This is a genomic window from Actinomycetospora aurantiaca (assembly GCF_037401875.1).
In the GTDB taxonomy this organism is placed as follows: Bacteria; Actinomycetota; Actinomycetes; order Mycobacteriales; family Pseudonocardiaceae; genus Actinomycetospora; species Actinomycetospora aurantiaca.
Genome location: NZ_JBBEGN010000004.1, coordinates 297,115 through 317,864, shown reverse-complemented (window position 1 = coordinate 317,864; position 20,750 = coordinate 297,115). Strand labels below are relative to the sequence as shown.

20 protein-coding genes and 1 pseudogene are annotated in these 20,750 nt (G+C 75.7%); 19 read left to right on the top strand and 2 right to left on the bottom strand.

Going from position 1 to position 20,750, the window contains the following annotated elements; translation table 11 throughout:
• Nucleotides 1-2: 2 nt before the first annotated feature.
• Both WCD74_RS12025 and WCD74_RS12020 read right to left on the bottom strand, forming a co-directional pair.
• Nucleotides 3-1,169 (bottom strand): DUF5667 domain-containing protein, encoded by a 1,167-nt coding sequence (locus tag WCD74_RS12025; RefSeq protein WP_337695075.1) that lies wholly within the window; start codon nucleotides 1,167-1,169, stop codon nucleotides 3-5.
• A gap of 292 nt (nucleotides 1,170-1,461) precedes the next feature.
• Entirely contained in the window at nucleotides 1,462-2,142 is a 681-nt protein-coding gene (locus WCD74_RS12020; protein ID WP_373696066.1) for a sigma-70 family RNA polymerase sigma factor, read from the bottom strand.
• Between the two features lie 831 nt (nucleotides 2,143-2,973).
• On the opposite strand from WCD74_RS12020, the gene WCD74_RS12015 reads away from it, so the two are divergent.
• The 19 genes and pseudogenes from WCD74_RS12015 (at nucleotide 2,974) to WCD74_RS11925 (ending at nucleotide 20,740) form a co-directional block, all read left to right on the top strand.
• On the top strand, nucleotides 2,974-3,243 hold the full coding sequence (locus WCD74_RS12015; protein ID WP_373696061.1) for a glutaredoxin family protein: 270 nt from the start codon (nucleotides 2,974-2,976) through the stop codon (nucleotides 3,241-3,243).
• On the top strand, nucleotides 3,240-3,842 hold the full coding sequence (locus WCD74_RS12010; protein ID WP_337695074.1) for a hypothetical protein: 603 nt from the start codon (nucleotides 3,240-3,242) through the stop codon (nucleotides 3,840-3,842). The genes WCD74_RS12015 and WCD74_RS12010 overlap by 4 nt, the downstream gene beginning before the upstream one ends.
• Nucleotides 3,842-4,495, top strand: a complete 654-nt coding sequence (locus WCD74_RS12005; RefSeq protein ID WP_337695073.1) for a hypothetical protein — start codon at nucleotides 3,842-3,844, stop codon at nucleotides 4,493-4,495. Before WCD74_RS12010 ends, WCD74_RS12005 begins: the two co-directional genes overlap by 1 nt.
• A gap of 34 nt (nucleotides 4,496-4,529) precedes the next feature.
• Nucleotides 4,530-6,056 (top strand): molybdopterin-dependent oxidoreductase, encoded by a 1,527-nt coding sequence (locus tag WCD74_RS12000; protein ID WP_337695072.1) that lies wholly within the window; start codon nucleotides 4,530-4,532, stop codon nucleotides 6,054-6,056.
• Between the two features lie 119 nt (nucleotides 6,057-6,175).
• Nucleotides 6,176-6,895, top strand: a complete 720-nt coding sequence (locus WCD74_RS11995; RefSeq protein ID WP_373696060.1) for a redox-sensing transcriptional repressor Rex — start codon at nucleotides 6,176-6,178, stop codon at nucleotides 6,893-6,895.
• Nucleotides 6,892-8,298: pseudogene (locus WCD74_RS11990) on the top strand (glutamyl-tRNA reductase); the annotation flags it as partial. The gene WCD74_RS11995 and the pseudogene WCD74_RS11990, both read left to right, overlap by 4 nt.
• Nucleotides 8,299-8,405: 107 nt before the next feature.
• Nucleotides 8,406-9,362 (top strand): hydroxymethylbilane synthase, encoded by a 957-nt coding sequence (gene hemC / locus WCD74_RS11985; RefSeq protein ID WP_337695071.1) that lies wholly within the window; start codon nucleotides 8,406-8,408, stop codon nucleotides 9,360-9,362.
• A 43-nt stretch (nucleotides 9,363-9,405) separates the two neighbouring features.
• A complete protein-coding gene (locus WCD74_RS11980) occupies nucleotides 9,406-11,028 on the top strand; it encodes a bifunctional uroporphyrinogen-III C-methyltransferase/uroporphyrinogen-III synthase (RefSeq protein ID WP_337695070.1) in 1,623 nt (540 codons plus the stop codon).
• A 2-nt stretch (nucleotides 11,029-11,030) separates the two neighbouring features.
• Nucleotides 11,031-12,044, top strand: a complete 1,014-nt coding sequence (hemB, locus tag WCD74_RS11975) for a porphobilinogen synthase (RefSeq protein ID WP_337695069.1) — start codon at nucleotides 11,031-11,033, stop codon at nucleotides 12,042-12,044.
• A 7-nt stretch (nucleotides 12,045-12,051) separates the two neighbouring features.
• Nucleotides 12,052-12,465 (top strand): DUF7937 domain-containing protein, encoded by a 414-nt coding sequence (locus WCD74_RS11970; RefSeq protein ID WP_337695068.1) that lies wholly within the window; start codon nucleotides 12,052-12,054, stop codon nucleotides 12,463-12,465.
• Nucleotides 12,465-12,932: a transport-regulating membrane protein Mce1N gene (gene mce1N / locus WCD74_RS11965; protein ID WP_337695067.1), complete on the top strand. Its 468-nt coding sequence runs from the start codon at nucleotides 12,465-12,467 to the stop codon at nucleotides 12,930-12,932. Before WCD74_RS11970 ends, mce1N begins: the two co-directional genes overlap by 1 nt.
• The gene (locus WCD74_RS11960) at nucleotides 12,929-13,156 is read left to right on the top strand and encodes a hypothetical protein (protein ID WP_337695066.1); all 228 of its coding nucleotides are present in this window, start codon (nucleotides 12,929-12,931) and stop codon (nucleotides 13,154-13,156) included. The genes mce1N and WCD74_RS11960 overlap by 4 nt, the downstream gene beginning before the upstream one ends.
• 150 nt (nucleotides 13,157-13,306) lie before the next feature.
• Entirely contained in the window at nucleotides 13,307-14,599 is a 1,293-nt protein-coding gene (gene hemL / locus WCD74_RS11955) for a glutamate-1-semialdehyde 2,1-aminomutase (RefSeq protein ID WP_337695065.1), read from the top strand.
• On the top strand, nucleotides 14,596-15,216 hold the full coding sequence (locus WCD74_RS11950) for a histidine phosphatase family protein (protein WP_337695064.1): 621 nt from the start codon (nucleotides 14,596-14,598) through the stop codon (nucleotides 15,214-15,216). Before hemL ends, WCD74_RS11950 begins: the two co-directional genes overlap by 4 nt.
• Complete coding sequence (locus tag WCD74_RS11945; protein WP_337695063.1) at nucleotides 15,213-15,800, top strand: TlpA family protein disulfide reductase; 588 nt, start codon at nucleotides 15,213-15,215, stop codon at nucleotides 15,798-15,800. The genes WCD74_RS11950 and WCD74_RS11945 overlap by 4 nt, the downstream gene beginning before the upstream one ends.
• 210 nt (nucleotides 15,801-16,010) lie before the next feature.
• On the top strand, nucleotides 16,011-16,856 hold the full coding sequence (locus WCD74_RS11940; RefSeq protein WP_337695062.1) for a cytochrome c biogenesis CcdA family protein: 846 nt from the start codon (nucleotides 16,011-16,013) through the stop codon (nucleotides 16,854-16,856).
• Nucleotides 16,853-18,487 carry a cytochrome c biogenesis protein ResB gene (resB, locus tag WCD74_RS11935; RefSeq protein WP_337695061.1) on the top strand — a complete coding sequence of 545 codons (1,635 nt, stop codon included), beginning with the start codon at nucleotides 16,853-16,855 and terminating at the stop codon, nucleotides 18,485-18,487. The genes WCD74_RS11940 and resB overlap by 4 nt, the downstream gene beginning before the upstream one ends.
• A complete protein-coding gene (ccsB, locus tag WCD74_RS11930) occupies nucleotides 18,487-19,479 on the top strand; it encodes a c-type cytochrome biogenesis protein CcsB (RefSeq protein WP_337695060.1) in 993 nt (330 codons plus the stop codon). The genes resB and ccsB overlap by 1 nt, the downstream gene beginning before the upstream one ends.
• Nucleotides 19,480-19,573: 94 nt before the next feature.
• Nucleotides 19,574-20,740 carry a MinD/ParA family ATP-binding protein gene (locus WCD74_RS11925; RefSeq protein ID WP_337695059.1) on the top strand — a complete coding sequence of 389 codons (1,167 nt, stop codon included), beginning with the start codon at nucleotides 19,574-19,576 and terminating at the stop codon, nucleotides 20,738-20,740.
• Nucleotides 20,741-20,750: the final 10 nt, after the last annotated feature.

The window sequence follows — 20,750 nt, the reverse complement described above, 5'->3', positions numbered from 1 at the left end:
CGTCAGCCCAGCGAGAGGCCGGGCAGGCCCGGCAGCAGCGGCGGCAGCTCCACCTTCGGCAGGCCCGGCACCGGTACCGGCACGTTGACCGGGGGCGGGGTGCTGGACGAGGTGCGCTCCGACGAGCCGGAGCCCGTGCTGGTCGACGTCGAGGTGTCCGTGTCGGACGTCGTCGTGGTCGGCTCGGTCGAGGTCGTCGTCCGCGTGGTCGACGACGGCGTCGAGGACGACGCCTCCGGGGCGGCCGGCGTGGCGGCGGCGTCCTCGCGGGCGCTGCGGCACGACGAACCGGGCAGCGGCCCGAGCTCGTCGGACGAGGAGGTGCTGCACGTCGGGTCGGACTCGAACGCCCGGGCACGGTCCTGGAGCTGGGTGAGCAGCCGCTGCGACGAGGCGGCCTGCTCGCGGCCGCGCTCGGAGAGCGACGGCGAGATGCTGTCGAACATCTTCTGCTGGGAGCCGGCCCACTGGGTCAACGTGCCCGCGGAGGGTCCGGACGGCCGGTTCACCAGACCGAGCAGCAGCTTGGAGCCGGTCCGGGCCTGCTGGTCGAACGCACGCAGGTTGTCCGCGACGAGGGCGGCGTCCGCCTCGTCGAGCCCCGCGGCGGTCGGACGCGGGCCCGCGGCCGTGGCGGTGTCGCGCTGCACCATCTGCTGGATCTCGTCGAGCCGCAGCGCGGCGATGTCGAGGTGCTTCTGGCCCTTCGCCTCCTGGCCGGAGGTCAGGCCGATCTCGGCGGACTCCGAGGCCCGCTTGAGGCCGTAGAGCATGTCGCCGGGCAGCGAGCCGCGGGAGAGCAGCACGGTCAGGGCGCCGAGCGCGAGGATGCAGGCGACCCCGGCGACCGTGGTGGACATCAGGCGGCGTACCGCCGAGCGGCTGCGGCCGGCCGTCGGAGCCGGGCGGCCGTCGGCCGGGCGGGTGCCGCCCCGGCGGTCGGCGCGACGGCGGCCGTGCGCGGTCCGGGTCGGGGTGCCGTCGGCCGGGGCGACGAGCGTAGGCGACGTCCGGTCCGACGACGCCGGCGGGGCGGCCTCGTCGGTGATCGCGGCCATGACCGAGGCGCGCATCCGCGCGGACGCCGCCCGGTCGGGACCGGGCGTGGCGGCCGCGGCGTCGCGCAGCAGGTCGGCGATCCGCAGATCGTCGGCGAGGTCGGTGTCCACACCACGCTCTCGTGCGGCGTGCCCTGAATCGTTACCACCGCGCCCGGGGAAACCCCGATCGGCGAATGGCGGTGTGGTCTGCGCCGGACGGCCGGACACGCGCGGGCGTCCCTGCTCGTCCACGGCAGCGGCGAACCGCTCGTCTGCCTCGTCGCGACCGCTCGACATGTCGTCCGTCCTCATCGTGCGCCCGTGCCCTCCGGCACGTGCCGTACCCGTCGTCTATCGGAACGACCGGATAGGCGACCGGTTACGTCCTCCACGCCGACGGGTGGAACTACATCGATGTCACTCACCGCAAACCCTCGGGCAGCAGTTGAGCGAGCCGGCGCACCGCCCGGTGCTGGAGCGCCTTCACGGCGCCCTCGTTGCGTCCCATGATGTGCGCGGTCTCGGACACCGAGAGTCCCTGGAGGAACCGGAGGGTGATGCACTCCTGCTGGTCGTCGCCCAGCTTGGCGACGCAGCGCAGGAGCTCCTCGTGGGTCGCTCCGGCGATGACCTCGCTCTCCGGCCCGGGCCGGTGCGAGTCGGGGGCGACGTCGGTGATCTCCGGGGTGGCCTGCTCGAGCCGGTAGCGGCTGGACTTGACGTGGTCGAGCACGAGGTTGCGCGCGATCGTCACGAACCAGGCCCCGATGTCGCGGCCCTGGTAGCTCACCGAGGAGATCCGCCGGAAGGCCCGGACGAACGTCTCCTGCGTCAGGTCCTCGGCGACCCCACGGTCGCCGAGCCGGTAGAAGACGAAGCGGAAGACGACGTCGTGGTAGCGGTCGAACAGGGTGCCGAACGCCTCGACGTCACCGTCCTGGGTGGCGCGGACCAGGGCCCAGCCGTCGGCGACGGACTCGTCGGCCTCGGCCAGCCCGGCGTCCTCGAGGTCGGCCTGGTCGACGTCCTCGGACGACTCGGACGACTCGGACGACCCGGCCTCGTCGGCGTGCCCCGGTCCGTCGCCCACGGGCGTGGGCAGCGGCGTGGTCGAGGGGTGGGCCGCCGGGGCCACGGCCGGGACGGGACCCGTCGGGGCGCCCGGGGAGGCAGGGGGAGCGGGAGCCATCGCCGGCGGGGCGCCCGGCGGGGGGAGCGGGCCGGTCCGCGGCGGGGCGGGGTGACCCGGACCGGACCCGGGCGGCGGCCCCGGCGGAGCGGGCGGCGGAGCGGGAGGTGCGGGCGGAGCCGGCGGGGCGGGGTGCCCGGCGATCCGCGGCAGGTCCGGGTGCGACGGGTGGTCCATCGGGCGCGGGCCGGTCGCCGGGCGGGCGCCCTCCCGGCCGCGCTGCTCCGGGTAGGGCGTGGCGAAGCCCTGCTCCGGCGGGCGGGCGCCGTAGGCGCCGACCGGCTCGGGCGGCGTGTCGGTCAACGAGCCGTGCCCCGACCGGCCCGCCGGACGACGGCGCGCGGGATCGGGGTCGGGTGGGGTCCCGCCGGGGCGGGCCGTCATCGCGCTCCACCGGAGAGGGAGTCCAGCGGAGCTCGACCATCGCGGGCCGCGGGCGCGACGGGGGCCGACTGCGGCCCCCTCGTCGCACCGACGCCGACGACAGCGGACAAGGCGTTCTCCCTCGCTGGACGACCACTCGCTTCCGGCGGTGCGTGTCCGCGACTCGGCCGAGACCAACCCGTGACCACGCTGAGGACGGAGCATACGTGCGGCGCGGAGGCCCTCGTCACCGGAGCGCCACCGACCCGCACCGGGCTCGTTGACATGCACTTGACCTGCGGTGAGAGGTCCCGACCGCGCCGTCGGCGGTCGAGCGAGGTCTGCCAGACTCCCGGGGGTCGCCAGCAGGAGGGAACCGGGTTGTCCCAGACCGTCGGGCCGTCGTCCGCCCCCGTCCGCGTGACGGTGCTCGTCCGCGCGGACTGCCGCACGTGCGACCGGATGGCGCTCGTCGTCCGCGCCGTCTGCGAGGAGGTCGGCGAGGACTGGGAGACCGTGGACGTCGACGCCACCGCGGATCCGGAGCTGCGCGGGGAGTACGGCGACCGCATCCCGGTGGTGCTGGTCGACGGCGAGGAGCTCGCCTCCTGGCGCGTCGAGCCCGACGACCTGCGGCGGTCGCTCGCATGAGCCGCGACCCGGCCGTCGGCGCGCAGGCCGCCGTCGGCGACGTGCCCGCGCTGCGGACCGCGAGCTCGCTGGTGGTGCTGGCCCTGTCGACCTACCGCTCCCTGCAGACGCTGCCCGCGGGGGGCGGCGACGCGGGGGTGCCGCTGGTCCGGGACCTGCTGAACGCCGCGGTCGTGGAGCTCGGCGACGCGCGCAGCGCCCTCGCCGCCGCCACCAGCGGGTCGGGCGGGCGCCCCCAGACGGCTCCCGACCCCGCCTACGCCCCGGTCGTCGACGCCGCGCTGCCGACCGTCCGCACCCCGGCGGACGTCGTCGGGCTGGCGCTCACGCTGGAGGACGTCCTCGCGCAGACCCTGGTCGCCGACGCGGCCGGGCTCTCCACGCCCGCCCTGCGGGCGACGGCCCTGCGCGTGGCGACGGCCGCGGCCGCCCGCAAGGCGACCCTCCTGATCGTCAACACCGTGCTGTCCTCGGGCCGCGCCGACCTCGTCGTCGCGCCGCCGGACCTCGCCTCGCTGCCCGCGGGCGTCGGCACCGTCGGCTTCCCCGACACCCGCTTCCCGACGGCGAAGGCCGCACCGGCCGAGGAGGGCAACTGATGGTCCCCCGACGACGGGTGCTCCTCGCCGCGGCCGGCGCCCTGGCCGGGGCCGGTGCCCTGGCGGCCTGCTCCGACGCCCCGCCGCCGACGGCGGGTCCCGCCCCGGCCCCGACCACCCCGCCGCTCCCGAGCACGACCACCCGCGTGCCCTACGTCGGGGACCAGCGCGGCGTCGCCCTGTGCGCCGCCACCTCCGCGCTCGCGGCGAGCCTCTACTCCGGCGCGGTCGTGGCGGCGGGCGACGGGCGGCTGGGACAGGTCCCGGCCGTCGTGACGGCCTTCCTGTCCGGTGCGGGCGCGCGGCACACCGAGCACGCCGCGGCGTGGAACGCGCTGCTGACGGCCGCAGGACTCCCCGCGGTCATCGGGACCCCGCTGACGGTCGAGTCCGAGCGGCGGGCCGTGCTCGGCCGGGCCGCCGCCCCGACCGACCTGCTGGCCCTCGCCGTGGACGTCGAGGCGATGGCCGGCGGCACCGTCGCGGCCCGCGCCGGGGAGTTCACGGACCCGGGGGCGGCCGCCCTGGCGGCCACGCTCGCCCCGGTCGCCGCGATGCACGGCGCCACCGCGGCCTTCCTGCTCGGCCGCCCCACCGGGGCCGCGCCGAGCTCCGCCGGCGCCCCGCTCGGCCTCGACGCCCTGACGGCCTGACGAACCGCCGGGGCCCGTCCGGCGAACCGCCCTCGTGACGCCGACCCTCCCCGCCGCCCGCCGCGGGCCCCCGGTGGTCGCGGCCCTGGTCGCGGTGGGCGCCGCGATCGGGGTCGGAGAGGTGGCCGCCGCCCTGGTCTCGCCCGCCGCCTCCCCGTTCGTGACGGTCGGCCAGGCCGCGATCCGGCTGACCCCGGAGTGGCTCAAGGCGACCGCGATCGCGTGGTTCGGCACGGGGGACAAGGTCGCGCTGCTGGCCGGGATGGTCCTCGTCATCGGCGGCCTCGCGGTCGTCGCGGGGCTCCTCTCCCGCGCCGACGAGCGGCCGGGTCTCGTGCTCGTCGTCGGGATGGGCCTGCTGGCGCTCGCCGCGACCGTCACCGCCCCCACCTTCGCGCCCCTCGACCTCGTCCCACCGGCCACGGCGACCCTGGTCGGGGCCCTGGCCTGGCGGTTCCTCCGCGCCGCGGCCGTCCGGGTCCCCGTCCCGCCGGCGGACGCCCGGGTCGGCCGGCGACGGTTCCTGACGGCGGCCGGCGGCACCGCGCTCGCGGCGGCCGCGGCGGGGACGGCGGGCCGGGTGCTGTCCTCCGGCGGAGCCACGCCGGCCGGGACGGCCCTGCCGGCGCCCGCCGCGGTCGCGGTGCCCCCGCCGGTGGGCGCCGACTTCGTGGCGGACGGCACGCCGCCCTGGCTGACGCCGGTCGCGGACTTCTACCGCATCGACACCGTGCTCGCCGTCCCGCGCATCGCCGCCGGGGACTGGTCGCTGCGCGTGCACGGGATGGTCGACCGCGAGGTGACGATCGACCTCGAGCGGTTGCGTGGCATGCGGATCGTCGAGGCGCCCGTGACCCTGACCTGCGTCTCGAACGAGGTCGGCGGCACGCTGATCTCCACCGCACGGTGGCTCGGGGTCCCGGTCCGCGACGTCCTCGCCCTCGCGGGCGTGCGGCCGGGCGCGCAGCAGGTCGCGTCGACCTCCGCGGACGGCTGGACCGCCACCACCCCACTGGGTCCGCTGACCGACGACCGGGCCGCGTTGCTGGCGATCGGGATGAACGGGGAGCCGCTGCCGATCGAGCACGGCTTCCCGGTACGGATGGTGGTCCCGGGGCTCTACGGCTACGTGTCGGCGTGCAAGTGGATCACCGACCTCGAGGTCACCACGTTCGACGGCGTCGTCTCCTACTGGGAGCAGCGCGGGTGGGGGCGGTTCGGCCCCGTCAAGACGCAGTCGCGCATCGACGTGCCGCGCGACGGCGCCACCGTGCCCGCCGGACGCGCGGTGGCCGCCGGGGTCGCGTGGGCCCAGCACACCGGGATCGCCGCGGTCGAGGTGCGCGTGGACGACGGGCCGTGGCAGCCGGCGCAGCTGGCGGCCGAGCCGACCGTGGACTGCTGGCGCATGTGGCGCGTGCCGCTCGACCTGGCCCCGGGCGCCCACAGCCTGGCGGTGCGGGCGACCGACCGCACCGGGGCGGTGCAGACCCCGGTCGGGACGGCCACGATCCCCGACGGCGCCACGGGCTGGCACACTGTCGGGCTCACCGCGGTGTGAGGACCTCACGTCGGGCTCGTGACCAGCGACTTTGTGCGTACGTTCACGAGCGGTACCCTCGAACGAGGCGTTCGGTGACGACGCGCGAGTGGACCAGGCAGGGCAGGGAGGCCTCCGGCGTGACGGTGGACGGGGGCGTGTCCCGCCCTGCTCGCACGTCGCCGGGCCGCGTGACCCCCGACCGCATCCCGCAGGCCACCGTCGCCCGGCTGGCGGTCTACCTGCGGGTCCTCACCGAGATGCTGGCCGAGGGCGTGCGCACGGTCTCCTCCGACGTGCTGGCCGCCGCGGCCGGGGTGAACGCCGCGAAGCTGCGCAAGGACCTCTCGCACATCGGCTCGTCCGGGGTGCGCGGGGTCGGCTACGACGTGTCCCGGCTCACCGAGCAGGTCGAGTCGGTGCTCGGACTCACCCGGTCGCACGCGGTGGCGCTGGTCGGGGTGGGCAACCTCGGGCACGCCCTGGCCGGCTACGGCGGGTTCGCGCAGCGCGGCTTCGGGGTGGCGGCCCTGTTCGACGTGGACCCGGAGCTGGTCGGGACGACCATCGCCGGGGTGGAGGTGCTCGACGTGGCGCAGATCCCCCGCGTGTGTGCCGCGCGCGGGGTCACCATCGGGATGGTGGCGACGCCCGCGGCCGCGGCGCAGCAGGTCTGCGACGCGATGGTGGGGGCCGGCGTGCGCAGCATCCTGAACTTCGCGCCCGCCGTGCTGTCCGTGCCGGCGGGCGTCGAGGTGCGCAAGGTGGACCTGGCGGTGGAGATGCAGATCCTGGCGTTCCACGTCTCCCGCCGGCCCGACGGGACGATTCCCGATGCGACGGAGAAGGTGTACGGATGAGTCTGCTGCTGGTGGGTGTGTCGCACCGCACGGCACCGGTGTCGGTGCTGGAGCAGGTCGCGATCTCCGCCGAGGACACCGCGAAGGTCCTCGACGAGCTGATCAGCGGCGAGCACGTCTCCGAGGCCGTGGTGCTCTCGACGTGCAACCGCATCGAGATCTACACCGTGGTCGAGGCGTTCCACGGCGGCCTCACCGAGGTCTCCGGCGTGCTCGCCCGGCACGCGCAGACCGACGTGTCCGCCCTCACCGACCACCTCTACGTGCACTACGCCGGGTCGGCCGTCGAGCACCTCTTCTCGGTCGCCGCCGGGCTGGACTCGATGGTGGTGGGCGAGGCGCAGATCCTCGGCCAGCTGCGCGCGGCGTACTCCACGGCGCGCGAGCTCGGCACCGTGGGCACCGTCCTGCACGAGGTGGCCCAGCAGGCGCTGCGCGTCGGCAAGCGCGTGCAGAGCGAGACCGGGATCGACGCCGCCGGCGCCTCCGTCGTCACCGAGGCCCTCGACGACGCCGAGGCCGCGCTGGGCGGGTTGACCGGGCGCCGGGCGCTCGTGGTCGGCTCCGGCTCGATGGGCGGGCTGGCCGCCGCGGCCCTGCGTCGGCGCGGGGTCGGGGAGGTCGTGGTCGCGAACCGCACCCCGGAGCGCGCCGAGCGCCTCGCCGAGATCGTCGCCGCGGAGGGGACGCCGTCGCGCGCCATCGGGCTCGACGGGCTCCCCGGGGCGCTGGGCGCGGCCGACGTCGTCGTGGTCTGCACCGGCGCGGTGGGCACCGTGGTCGACCTCCCGGCCGTCCGCACGGCGCGGGCGCACCGGGACCGGCCGCTCGTCGTCTGCGACCTCGGCCTGCCGCGCGACGTCGCCCCCGAGGTCGGCGCGCTGCCCGGGATCACGCTGGTCGACCTCGCGTCCCTCGGCGACCGGCTGCGCGACGCCGCCGCCGGACACGCCGTCGACGCGACCCGCACGCTGGTGGCCGAGGAGGTGCGCGCCTACCTGGCCGCGCAGCGCTCCGCAGAGGTCACCCCCACCGTCACCGCCCTGCGCCGCCGGGCCGCCGAGGTCGTCGACGCCGAGCTGCTGCGCCTCGACGGCCGGCTGCCCGGGCTCGAGGCCGACGTGCGGGGCGAGGTCGCGAAGACCGTGCGGCGGGTGGTCGACAAGCTGCTGCACACCCCGACGGTGCAGGTCAAGAAGCTCGCCCAGTCGCCGGGCGGGGACACCTACGCGGAGGCCCTGCGCGAGCTCTTCGAGCTGGATCCGCAGACGCCCGCCGCCGTCGCGTCCGGGCCGGTCGGGGAGATCGTGACCGCCCCCGACGTCGTGAAGGGCGAGCCCGCGGCCCACCTCGAGGGCGAGGACCTGGACCAGGCGCTCGCCGCGGGAGACGGAGCGCAGCGGAGCTCGACCTCGATGTCGGGAGACGGAGCGCAGCGGAGCTCGACCTCGATGTCGGGAGACGGAGCGCAGCGGAGCTCGACCATGGTGTCGGGAGAGGCGGGTCGTCGATGACCGCGGCCGATCTCGGGACCGTCCGCATCGGGACCCGCGCGAGCCTGCTCGCGCGCACCCAGACCCAGACCGTCGCGGACGCGCTGACCGCCCGCGGCCTCGCCGTGGAGATCGTCGAGATCTCCACCGAGGGCGACCGCTCGCAGGCCGCGAACACCCCCATCGCCGGGTCCGGCGTCGGGGTGTTCACCTCCGCCCTGCGCGAGGCGTTGCTCGACGGGCGCATCGACGTCGCGGTGCACTCCTACAAGGACCTCCCGACGGCGGGGCTGTCCGGCGTCGTGCTGGCCGCGGTGCCGGAGCGGGCGGACCCGCGCGACGTGCTGGTCGCCCGCGACCGGATGGTGCTCGGCGAGCTCCCGCCCGGGTCGGTCATCGGCACCGGCTCGCCGCGCCGGGCCGCCCAGCTGGCGGCGCTCGGGCTGGGGCTGGAGATCGTGGGGATCCGCGGCAACGTGGAGACCCGCATCCGCAAGGTCACCGACGGCGTGGTCGACGGCGTGGTCCTCGCGCGCGCCGGCCTCGCCCGGATCGGTCGCGCGGGGGAGGCCACGGAGGTCCTCGACCCGCTGCAGATGCTGCCCGCCCCCGCCCAGGGGGCCCTGGCGGTCGAGTGCCGGGCCGCCGACACCGAGCTCGAGACCGTGCTGCGGTCGACGCTGCACGACGAGTCGACGTTCACGGCCGTCACGGCCGAGCGGGCCGTGCTGCAGGAGCTCGGATCGCCGTGCGACGCAGCGATCGGCGCGCTCGCCGACATCGTCGAGGATCTGGACGACGACGGCCGCATCGTGGAGAGGGTGTCGCTGCGGGCGGTGGCGACCACGGCCGAGGGGGCGCTCGTGCGCAACTCGGCCACCGGAGAGACGAAGGATGCCGAGCAGATCGGGCGGACGCTCGCCGCCGAGCTGCTCGCCGACGGGGCGGAGCCGCGCGGCGCCCAGGCGCCGTGACCCCCCGTCGGACCAGAAGAGACGGATAGGACGAGACAACGAGATGACCGCACCCCCCCCCTCCACCACCGCCGGCCGCGTCGCGTTCGTGGGCAGCGGGCCCGGCGACCCCGGCCTGCTCACCGTCCGGGCCCGTGAGGCGCTGTCCTCCGCGACCTACGTCGTGGCGGACCCGGAGGTGCCGACCGAGATCGTGGCGTGGCTGGACGACACCGTGACGGTGCGCCGCGTCGGCGCCGACGCCGAGGTGTCGCCGCTGGGCGACGACGCCGGCGGGTCGCTGTCCGACGGCGCCGAGATCGCCGCGTCCCTGCCGGACGACCCCGCCGGGCTCGCCGACCACCTCGTGACCCGCGCCCGGGACGGCGAGTCCGTGGTCCGCCTGGTCTCCGGCGACCCGCTGACCCGCGAGACCGTGATCGTCGAGGTCAAGGCCGTCGCGACCGCGGGCGTGCCGTTCGACGTCGTGCCCGGAATGCCCGCGAGCACGGCCGTGCCCGCCTACGCCGGCGTGGCGCTGGGCTCGTCGCACACCGCCGCGGACGTCCGCGGCGGGCTGGACTGGACCACGCTCGCCGTCGCCCCCGGCCCGCTGGTGCTCACCGCGACCGCCGCCGACCTCGCGTCGACGTCCGCGTCGCTGGTGGAGAACGGCTGGAAGCCGGAGACCCCGGCGCTGGTCACCTCGCAGGGCACCGAGTCCAAGCAGCGGACCGTCACCTCCTCGCTGGACAAGCTGGCCGCCGACGGCGCCGAGCTCGAGGGGCCGCTGACGCTCACGATCGGCGACGCCGCGGGCGACCGGGCCGCGCTGTCGTGGTGGGAGTCGCGGGCGCTGTACGGCTGGCGCGTGCTCGTGCCGCGCACCAAGGACCAGGCCGGCGCGATGAGCGACCGGCTGCGCGTGCACGGGGCCGTGCCCGAGGAGGTCCCGACGATCGCGGTGGAGCCGCCGCGCTCGCCCGCGCAGATGGAGCGCGCGGTCAAGGGCCTGGTCGACGGGCGCTACCAGTGGGTGGTGTTCACCTCGCAGAACGCCGTACGCGCGGTGTGGGAGAAGTTCCAGGAGTTCGGCCTCGACGCCCGCGCGTTCTCCGGCGTCAAGATCGCCTGCGTGGGCGAGGCGACCGCCTCCGCGATCCGGGCGTTCGGCGTGCACCCGGAGCTGGTGCCGGCCGAGCAGACCGAGCAGTCCTCCGAGGGGCTGCTGGAGATCTTCCCGCCGCACGACGACGTCCTCGACCCGGTCGACCGCGTGCTGCTCCCGCGGGCCGACATCGCGACCGAGACCCTCGCCGAGGGTCTGCAGTCCCGGGGCTGGGAGATCGACGACGTCACCGCGTACCGCACGGTGCGCGCCGCGCCGCCGCCCGCGCCGACCCGCGAGGCGATCAAGACCGGCGGGTTCGACGCGGTGTGCTTCACCTCGTCCTCGACGGTCCGCAACCTCGTCGGGATCGCGGGCAAGCCGCACGCCCGCACGATCGTCGCGTGCATCGGCCCGAAGACCGCGGAGACCGCGGTCGAGTTCGGCCTGCGGGTCGACGTGCGCCCCGACGTCGCCGAGGTCCCGGCCCTCGTCGAGGCACTCGCCGCGCACGCCGACAAGCTCCGGGCGGAGGGTGCCCTCCCGCCGCCGCGCAAGACGAAGGCCCGGCGGCGGTGACCATGTACCCGACCGACCGCCCGCGGCGGCTGCGCACCACCCCGGCCATGCGCCGGCTGGTCGCCGAGACCGAGGTGCGGCCGCGGAACCTGGTGCTGCCGGTGTTCGTGGCCGAGGGACTGGACGCGCCGAAGCCGATCTCGTCGATGCCCGGCGTGGTCCAGCACACCCGCGAGACCCTGCGCAAGGCGGCGGCCGAGGCCGCCGCCGCGGGGCTGGGCGGCATCATGCTGTTCGGCGTGCCGTCGAACCACGACGCGACCGGGTCCGGGGCGGTCGACCCGGACGGCATCCTCAACGTGGGGCTGCGCGAGGTCCGCGAGGAGGTCGGCGACGCCCTCCCGGTGATGGCCGACACGTGCCTCGACGAGTTCACCGACCACGGGCACTGCGGGGTGCTCGCGCCCGCGGGCCGCGACGCGCAGCGGAGCGGAGCCGGCGCATCCGAGATGGTGGTGGACAACGACGCCACGCTCGAGGTGTACGCGGAGATGGCGGTGGCGCAGGCCGACGCCGGGGCCCACGTCGTCGCGCCGAGCGGGATGATGGACGGCCAGGTCGGGCGGATCCGCTCGGCGCTGGACTCGGCCGGGCACACCGACGTCGCGATCCTCGCCTACTCCGCGAAGTACGCCAGCGCGTTCTACGGGCCGTTCCGGGAGGCGGTGGACTCGCAGCTGCGGGGCGACCGCCGCACCTACCAGCAGGACCCGGCGAACGCCCGCGAGGCGCTGCGCGAGACCACGCTGGACCTCGCCGAGGGCGCGGACATGGTGATGGTCAAGCCGGCCATGGCCTACCTCGACGTGCTGCGCTCGGTCGCGGAGGTCTCGGACGTGCCGGTCGCGGCCTACCAGGTGTCGGGCGAGTACGCGATGATCACGGCCGCCGCCGAGCGGGGCTGGATTGACCGCGACCGCACGATCCTGGAGACCGTCACCGGCATCCGGCGCGCCGGCGCCGACGTCGTCCTCACCTACTGGGCGACCGAACTGGCGACCCGGCTCGATCGTTGAGGGCGTCATGAGCGAGCACGTGCGTGAGGTGACCCCGCCGCGGGAGGAGCCGGGCCGCCCGACGGTGGTCACCGTGGCGGTGGTGCTCTGGGCCGTGCTCGGCGTCCTGCTCATCGGCACGGCCGTGCTGTTCCTCGTCGCGCTCGTCGTCGGGAACACCGACCCCGCCACCGGGGTCGCCTCCCTGGTGGTGACGGCCGTGGTTCTGGCCGCGCTCGGCGCCGGGACGCTGTGGGCGACCCGCGGGCTCGCGGCCCGCTCCCGGCCGGCCCGGGCGACGCTGACCGCGATCGGGGTCGTCCTCGCCGTCGCGGGCCTGGTCCAGCTCACGTTCCTCGGCGTCGGGGGTGTCTACTTCGTCGCGTTCGCGGCGGGCGCGCTGCTGCTGCACCTGCCGACCGCGCGGGCCTGGTTCGCCTGATGCCCGACGACGGGTCCGGCAGGGTCCGCTTCTCCGAGCCCGGCGCGCCCTGGTGGCCGGTGCTCCTCGGCCCGCTGCTCGCCCTCGGCGGGATGCTGCTGGACCGGCTCGCGCCCGGCGGGGCCGACCCGATCGCGTGGGTCGTCATCGGCGTGGTCCTGTTCGCGCCGATCACCCTGATCGTCGTGGTGCGGCGCCGCCTGCTGAAGGTGCGGCTGACCGACACCGAGCTGGTGCAGGGCGACGAGACCGTGCCGCTCGAGCAGATCGTGGGGGCGCGCGAGCCGGACGGCAGCGGTCGGTTCGGCCTGAAGCCCTTCGGTGACCACCCGGCCGTGCTGCGCCACCTCGGCGTCGTCGTCGTGACCCTCGCGGACGGGACGCGCCGGGCCGCCTGGGCCCGCGACGCCGAGGGCCTTTACGCGGCGCTGTCGGCGGTGCTGGCGGCGCGCGAGCCGTCGTCGTGAACCGTCGGGCCGTCCTGGGCGGGGTGGTCGCCGTGCTGCTCCTAGTGGGCGCGGGGGTGTGCCTGTCGCTGGGGGTGGACACCGCGCCGTCCACCGGCGGGCTGCTGGTGTCCCCGGTCCCCCTGACGCGGATCGTCGGGGGCTGGGTGGCGGCGGGGGTCGCGCTCGCCACCGCGGCGGTGCTGTGCCTGGTGGACGCCGTGGAGCGGTCGCGGCGGGTCTGACCGGTCCCGCGCCGTGCGAGTGGCGCCATCCTGACGTCAGGTGTCAGCAATGGACCATCGCTGACGCGGCGCGGCCGCGGACGGCGGGCACACGACCGTCCCTGGGACACTGGGTCCGTGAGCAGTGCACCTGCGACAGCGACCGGACCGGTGACCCGTTCGGCCGAGCTCTTCGCCCGCGCCGAGGCGGTCGTGCCCGGCGGCGTCAACTCCCCGGTCCGCGCGTTCCGTTCCGTCGGCGGCACCCCCCGCTTCATGGGCGAGGCCGCGGGCGCGTGGCTGACCGACGCCGACGGGAACCGCTACGTCGACCTGGTCTCCTCCTGGGGCCCGATGATCCTGGGCCACGCGCACCCCGCCGTCGTGGACGCCGTGCGGGAGGCCGCGACCCGCGGACTGAGCTTCGGCACGCCGACCGAGGGCGAGGTCGACCTCGCCGAGGAGCTGGTGCGGCGGGTCGAGCCGGTGGAGCAGGTGCGCCTGGTCAACTCCGGCACCGAGGCCACGATGAGCGCGATCCGGCTGGCGCGCGGGTTCACCGGCCGCAGCGTCGTCGTGAAGTTCGCCGGCTGCTACCACGGCCACGTGGACGCGCTGCTGGCCGAGGCCGGCAGCGGGGTCGCGACCTTCGGCCTGCCGTCGAGTCCGGGCATCACCGGCGCGCAGGCCGGCGACACCGTGGTGCTGCCCTACAACGACCTCGACGCGGTCGCCGCCGTCTTCGCCGAGCGCGGCCCCGAGATCGCGTGCGTCATCACCGAGGCGGCGGCCGGGAACATGGGCGCGGTCGCTCCCGACGACGGGTTCAACGCCGGGCTCAAGCGGCTGTGCGCCGCGCACGGGGCGCTGCTGGTGATGGACGAGGTGATGACCGGCTTCCGCGTCTCGGCCGCCGGCTGGTACGGCCTGGAGGGCGTGGCCGGCGACCTGTACTGCTTCGGCAAGGTGATGTCCGGCGGGCTGCCGGCCGCCGCGTTCGGGGGCCGCGCCGACGTCATGACCCACCTCGCGCCCGCGGGGCCGGTCTACCAGGCCGGGACGCTGGCCGGGAACCCCGTCGCGGTCGCGGCGGGCCTCGCGACGCTGCGGCACGCGACCGAGGACGTCTACACCGCGCTCGACACCGGCGCCGACCGGCTGACCACCCTGATCGACGACGCGCTGACCGAGGCGGGCGTCGAGCACACGATGCAGCGCGCGGGGTCGCTGGTCTCGGTCCGCTTCGCGGCGGAGCCCGGCCGGAACTACGACGACATGAAGGCCCAGGAGACCTGGCGCTTCCCGCCGTTCTTCCACGCGCTGCTCGACCGCGGGGTGTACTTCCCGCCCAGCGTGTTCGAGGCGTGCTTCATCTCCGCGGCCCTCGACGACGAGGCGTTCGGGGTCGTCGCGGACGCCCTGCCCCACGCCGCGCGGGCCGCCGCGGAGGCCTCGTCGTCGTGAGGACCGTCGTCCACCTCGTCCGGCACGGCGAGGTCCACAACCCCGAGGGGATCCTCTACGGCCGCCTGCCCGGCTACGGCCTGTCCGAGCGCGGGCGGGAGCAGGCGCGGCGCGTCGCGGAGCACCTGGGCGGCGCGGACGTCACCGCCCTGCTCGTGTCCCCGATGCAGCGGGCGCAGGAGACCGCGGTGCCGATCGCGGAGAAGCTCGGTCTCGAGGTCGTCACCGAGGAGCGGCTGATCGAGGCGGCGAACGCGTTCGAGGGCCAGCTGGTGTCGGTCGGCGACGGTGCGCTCCGGCGGCCCGAGTACTGGCCGCTGCTGCGCAACCCGTTCCGGCCGTCCTGGGGCGAGCCGTACCTCGAGATCGCGCACCGCATGCTCGGCGCCGCGCACCGGGCGCGGGCGCTCGCCGCGGGGCACGAGGCGGTCTGCGTCTCGCACCAGCTGCCGATCTGGACGCTGCGCCGGTACCTGGCGGGCGACCGGCTCTGGCACAACCCGGCGAAGCGACAGTGCGCGCTCGGGTCGGTGACGTCGCTGGTCTTCGACGAGGAGTCGCTCGTCGACATCGCCTACGCCGAGCCGAGCGGCACCTCGACCGGGACGGGCGCATGAGCCGCGCGTTCCTGACGGTGCTCGTGGCGGCGCTGGCGCTGCTGGCCGGGTGCTCGTCGTCGACCAACCGGGACGACGGCGGGTTCACGTTCGTCGCGCCGGGCGGGCAGACGCGGATCTCCTACCCGGAGGCCGAGCGTCGGCCGCTGGCCCCGGTGGCGGGCGACTCGCTGACCGCGCCCGGCACGCCCCTGTCGACGGCGCAGTTCCGCGGCCAGGTCGTGGTGCTGAACATCTGGGGCTCGTGGTGCGGGCCGTGCCGCGCGGAGGCGGACGCGCTGGAGCAGGTGGCGGAGGCCTCGCGGGCGCGGGGCGTGCAGTTCGTGGGCGTCGACGTCCGCGACGACCGCGCCGCCGCCACCGACTTCGTCCGTGACCGCGGCGTCAGCTACCCCTCGATCTTCGACCCGCCCGGCCGCTCGCTGCTCGCCCTGCGCGGCTACCCCCGCAACGCGGTGCCCTCGACGATCGTGCTGGACCGCCAGCAGCGCGTCGCGGCCGTGTTCCTCACCGCCGTGCTCGCCGAGGACCTGCAGCCCGTCGTCGACCGGGTCGCCGCAGAGCCGGCGCCCGCCCCCGCCTGATTGAGCGAAGGGGCCCTTCGGTCGGTCTGTCCGACCGATGGGGCCCATCGCTCGGTGCGGCCGCGGACGGCGGTGGGCGCCCACGGCCCGTCTACCCGACCGAAGGGGCCCTTCGCTCGAATCGGGGCCGGGTGACCTACGACATCCGGTAGGACCGCCTCACGCGGGATCGATGCGGCCGTCCTACGCTGGGACGGCGATGGAGTGCCGATGGACCTGACCCAGGTGGTGACGTCGGGTCCCGTCCTGCTCGCGATCGCGCTCTCGCTGGTGGCGGGCCTCGTCAGCTTCGCCTCGCCGTGCGTGGTGCCGCTGGTCCCGGGCTACCTCGCGTACCTGGCCGGCCTGGTCGGGGCCTCCGCGCCGGCCGTGCACGCCGACGAGGTCGCCGCGCAGGACGCCGAGCGGCGGGCCGCGGTCACCGGCTCGCTGCCGGTGCAGACCATCACGCGGCGGGCCGACCGGCACCGCCTCCGCCTCGCCGGGGCGGCCGCCCTGTTCGTCGCCGGGTTCACGGTGGTGTTCGTGCTCGGCCTGGGCGCGATCGTCTGGGCCGCGGACGCGCTGATCACCAACGAGCTGCTGCTCCAGCGGCTCGGCGGGGTGGTCACGGTGGCGATGGGCCTGGTGTTCGTCGGGCTGGTCCCGGCCCTGCAGCGCGACACCCGCCCGCACTGGGTGCCGCGCATGGGCCTCGCCGGCGCCCCGCTGCTCGGGGCCACCTTCGGCCTGGGCTGGACGCCGTGCCTCGGGCCCACGCTCACCGGCGTCATCGCGCTCGCGTCCGGCACCGGCGCCGACGGCAGCGCGGCGCTGCGCGGCGGTGTCCTCGTCCTGGCCTACTGCCTCGGGCTCGGCGTCCCGTTCGTCGTCATCGCCCTCGGGGCCGGGCGCGCCGTCCGCGCCCAGGCCTGGCTGCGCACCCACGTCCGCGGCATCCAGCTCGCCGGCGGCGTGCTCCTCGTCCTCGTCGGTCTCGCCCTGGCCACCGGCCTGTGGGCGGAGATCGTCACCCTGCTCCGCGGGCCGATCGCAGGATTCTCCACACCGCTATGACCCAGACCCTCGAGAAGCGCTCCGACCCGCCGTCGGGACCGTCCCGCCGCGGCGCCGACCTGGTCGCGCTCGCCCGCAACACCTGGCGCGGCCTGACGAGCATGCGCACCGCGCTCGTCCTGCTGTTCCTGCTGGCGCTCGCCGCGCTGCCCGGTGCGTTCCTGCCGCAGCGCAGCCCCAGCCCGCAGGCGGTCCGCGACTTCTTCACCGAGTACCCGACCCTGGCCCCGCTGCTCGACCGCGTCGGCCTGTTCGACATCTTCTCGACGCCGTGGTTCTCGGCGATCTACCTGCTGCTGTTCGTCTCACTCGTCGGGTGTCTCGTGCCGCGGACCTGGGAGCAGGTCCGGGGGCTGCGCGCGCCCACGGTGGCCGTGCCGCGCAACCTGTCCCGCCTGCCCCACCACGCCTCGGGCGCCGACGACCGCACCCCGGACGAGGTCGTGACGGCGGCCCGGGCGCGGCTGCGCGGCTGGAAGGTCGACGTCCGCGAGGAGCCGGGCGGCACCCGGACGCTCTCGGCGGAGAAGGGCGCGCTGCGCGAGGTCGGGAACGTCGTGTTCCACATGAGCCTGTTGGCGCTGCTGGTCGGGATCGCCGTCGGGAAGCTGTTCGGCTACGAGGGCAACGTGATCGTCATGGCCGACGGCTCGGAGTTCTGCAACTCCGGGATCCTCGCCTACGACACCTTCCGGCCCGGGCTGCAGGTCGACGGCACCGAGCTCGCCCCGTTCTGCCTGGACGTCGACCGCTTCACCGCGCAGTACCGGCCGGACGGCGCCGCGGACTCGTTCGCCGCCGACGTCCGGTACTCCGACTCCGACGCCCTCGCCGAGGGCACCCCGCCGGTGCCGACGACGGTCGCGGTCAACGACCCCCTGCGCCTCGACGGCGAGCGGGTCTACCTGCTCGGGCACGGCTACGCCCCGCAGTTCACCGTCACCTTCCCCGGTGGCGAGCAGCGGACCCTGGCCACGCAGTGGGAGCCGGTCGACCAGACGACGTTCCTGTCCCAGGGAGCGACGAAGTTCGACCGGCCCGGCGTGACCGACGAGGCCGAGCGCCGCCGCACCCAGGTCGCGATCACCGGCCTGTTCGCGCCGACCTCGAGCGGCGGCGGCCTGGTGACCTCCACGTTCCCGGCGCTGACGCGGCCCGAGGTGGCGGCCGACGTCTACCAGGGCGACCTGGGGCTGGACTCCGGGCGCGGCCAGTCCATCTTCGCGATCGACCAGACCATGGTCGACCAGGGCCGGCTCACCCGCATCGCCCGCGAGAACCTCGTCCCCGGGCAGACGATCGCCCTGCCGGACGGCACCGGAGTGCGGTTCGACTCGGTGAAGGAGTGGGTGAACCTGCAGGTCTCCCACGACCCGGCGCAGGACGCGGTGCTGGTCGCCGCGGTCGCCCTGCTCGTCGGGATCACGCTGTCGCTGACGATCAAGCGGCGGCGGGTCTGGGTGCGGGCACGTCCCCTCGGGGAGGATCCGGGCCCCGGCGCGCCCTCTACGACGGACCGTCGTAGTCTCGTGGAGGTCGGTGGCCTCGCGCGCACCGACCAGGCCGGATACGGCGAGGAGTTCGAGCGGCTCCGCGACGATCTGCTGCGACCCCGCAACGGAGGTTCTTGATGGGCGTCGACGCCCCCCTCGGCGACTTCGGCGACGTGCTGTACTACTCGGCGCTCGCGGTCTACATCCTCGCGATGGTGCTGCACGCGGTCGAGCACGGCCTGCTGCGCCGCGCCGAGCCCGCCGCGGTCGCGACGCCGGTCCCGGCCGCCGTCGGCGCCGGCGACGGCCCGGTGACGACGACGGGCCCCGGTGACGAAACCCCCGGTGCCCCGGAGCCCCCGGCCCGCGGCCCGCGCAGCTCGTCGGAGCGCTTCGGGCGCATGGGCGTCTCGCTGACGGTGCTCGGGTTCGCCCTGCACCTCGCGATGCTCGTGGTCCGCGGCGTGGCGGCCGGCCGCGCGCCGTGGGGCAACATGTACGAGTTCACCGCCGCGGTCTGCCTGGTCGGCGTCGGGGCGTGGCTGGTGGTGCTCTACCGGCGCCCCGAGCTGCGTCGCCTCGGCGTGTTCGTGCTGCTGCCGGTGATCCTGCTGATGTTCCTCGGCGGGACGGTGCTCTACACCCAGACCGCCCCGGTGGTGCCCGCGCTGCGCTCCTACTGGCTGGCGATCCACGTCTCGGCCGCCGTGATCTCCTCGGGGATCCTGCTCTTCGCGGGCGTCGCGAGCGTGCTCTACCTGCTGCGCTCGGCGCACGACTCGAGCGGGCGGATGGCGTGGACCGCGAAGCTGCCCGCGGCCGCGGTGCTCGACCGGGTCGCCTACCGCGCCACCGCGGTCGCCTTCCCGATCTGGACGTTCGCCGTCATCACCGGCGCGATCTGGGCCGAGGCCGCGTGGGGCCGCTACTGGGGCTGGGACCCCAAGGAGACGACCGCGTTCATCGCCTGGGTCGTCTACGCCTGCTACCTGCACGCCCGGTCGACGGCGGGCTGGCGCGGACCGCGGGCGGCCGCGGTCAACGTGGTCGGCTTCGCGGTGATGGTGTTCAACCTGTTCTTCGTCAACCTCGTCGTCACCGGCCTGCACTCCTACGCCGGCGTCGGCTGAGATCTTCGGTCGTTCGGGCTGTCCGGATCGTCCCGGGCGGATACGGTCGTGCGCCGGTACGGCCCGTGATCGCCCGGAGGGACTCGAGACGACGATGGACGCCCGATCCGAGGAGACCCCGTCGCGCGAGGGGGCCGGGGACGGCCCGGAGTCCGGGGCCGCCACGCCCACCGAGACCTCCGCGGAGACCACGCACCAGGTCGACACCGCGGGCGCCGCGCGCGGCGACGTCCGCCGCCCCGCGGAGCCCGAGGGCGTGGACAACCCACCGGAGCGGCCGGCCGGGCGCTCGTCCGCCCTCGCACCCCTGCACCCGGGGCCGACCGACCTCTCGTCCGCGCAGCTCCTGCGCCCCACGCGGCCGGAACCCCGCACCGGCTGGCGGCGCGCGGTCTACGTCGCCAGCGGCGGGCTGGTCAACCCCGGCGAGAGCGAGGCCGACGTGGCCCGCCGGGAGCTCGTCGGCCGGGTCAACCAGCCCCTGGCGGGCTGCTACAAGATCGCGATGCTGAGCCTCAAGGGCGGCGTCGGGAAGACCACGACGACGGCGTCGCTCGGCTCCACGTTCGCCTCGCTGCGCGGGGACCGCGTGGTGGCCGTCGACGCGAACCCGGACCGCGGCACCCTCGCGGAGAAGGTCCCGGTGGAGACGACGGCGACCGTGCGGCACCTGCTGCGCGACGCCGCCCTGGTGCGGCGCTACTCCGACGTCCGGGCCTACACCTCGCAGGGCCCGTCCCGCCTGGAGGTGCTCGCGAGCGACCAGGACCCGGCGGTCTCGGAGGCGTTCAGCGAGCTCGACTACCGGCGCACCGTCGACCTCCTCGAGCACTTCTACAACATCGTGCTCACCGACTGCGGGACCGGCCTGATGCACTCCGCGATGCGGGGCGTGCTCGACGTGGCCGACTCGCTGGTCGTGGTCTCGTCGTCCTCGATCGACGGGGCGCTGTCGGCGTCGGCGACGCTCGACTGGCTGGACGCGCACGGCTACGGCGACCTCGTGGCCCGCTCGGTCGCGGTGATCAACTACGTGCGGCGCTCGTCCGGCGGGGTGGACCTCGACCGCGTGGCCGACCACTTCGCCGGACGGTGCCGGGCGGTGGCGCGCCTGCCGTTCGACCCGCACCTCGACGAGGGCGCGCAGATCCACCTGGAGAAGCTCGCGCCGCGTACCCGCACCGCGATGCTCGAGCTCGCGGCGCTCGTGGCCGACGACTTCCCCCGCGCCGGGTCGCGCATCCGCATCGGCCCGCGCTGAGGCGGGCGCG

Bases quoted from the DNA above. Each gene is read 5' to 3' on its own strand.
- WCD74_RS11940 (WP_337695062.1), top strand. From the start codon at position 16,011: ATGGACCTGACCCAGGTGGTGACGTCGGGTCCCGTCCTGCTCGCGATC.
- WCD74_RS12005 (WP_337695073.1), top strand. From the start codon at position 3,842: ATGGTCCCCCGACGACGGGTGCTCCTCGCCGCGGCCGGCGCCCTGGCC.
- WCD74_RS11925 (WP_337695059.1), top strand. From the start codon at position 19,574: ATGGACGCCCGATCCGAGGAGACCCCGTCGCGCGAGGGGGCCGGGGAC.
- WCD74_RS11945 (WP_337695063.1), top strand. From the start codon at position 15,213: ATGAGCCGCGCGTTCCTGACGGTGCTCGTGGCGGCGCTGGCGCTGCTG.
- hemB (WP_337695069.1), top strand. From the start codon at position 11,031: ATGTACCCGACCGACCGCCCGCGGCGGCTGCGCACCACCCCGGCCATG.
- WCD74_RS11970 (WP_337695068.1), top strand. From the start codon at position 12,052: ATGAGCGAGCACGTGCGTGAGGTGACCCCGCCGCGGGAGGAGCCGGGC.
- hemC (WP_337695071.1), top strand. From the start codon at position 8,406: ATGACCGCGGCCGATCTCGGGACCGTCCGCATCGGGACCCGCGCGAGC.
- WCD74_RS11980 (WP_337695070.1), top strand. From the start codon at position 9,406: ATGACCGCACCCCCCCCCTCCACCACCGCCGGCCGCGTCGCGTTCGTG.
- WCD74_RS12010 (WP_337695074.1), top strand. From the start codon at position 3,240: ATGAGCCGCGACCCGGCCGTCGGCGCGCAGGCCGCCGTCGGCGACGTG.
- resB (WP_337695061.1), top strand. From the start codon at position 16,853: ATGACCCAGACCCTCGAGAAGCGCTCCGACCCGCCGTCGGGACCGTCC.
- mce1N (WP_337695067.1), top strand. From the start codon at position 12,465: ATGCCCGACGACGGGTCCGGCAGGGTCCGCTTCTCCGAGCCCGGCGCG.
- ccsB (WP_337695060.1), top strand. From the start codon at position 18,487: ATGGGCGTCGACGCCCCCCTCGGCGACTTCGGCGACGTGCTGTACTAC.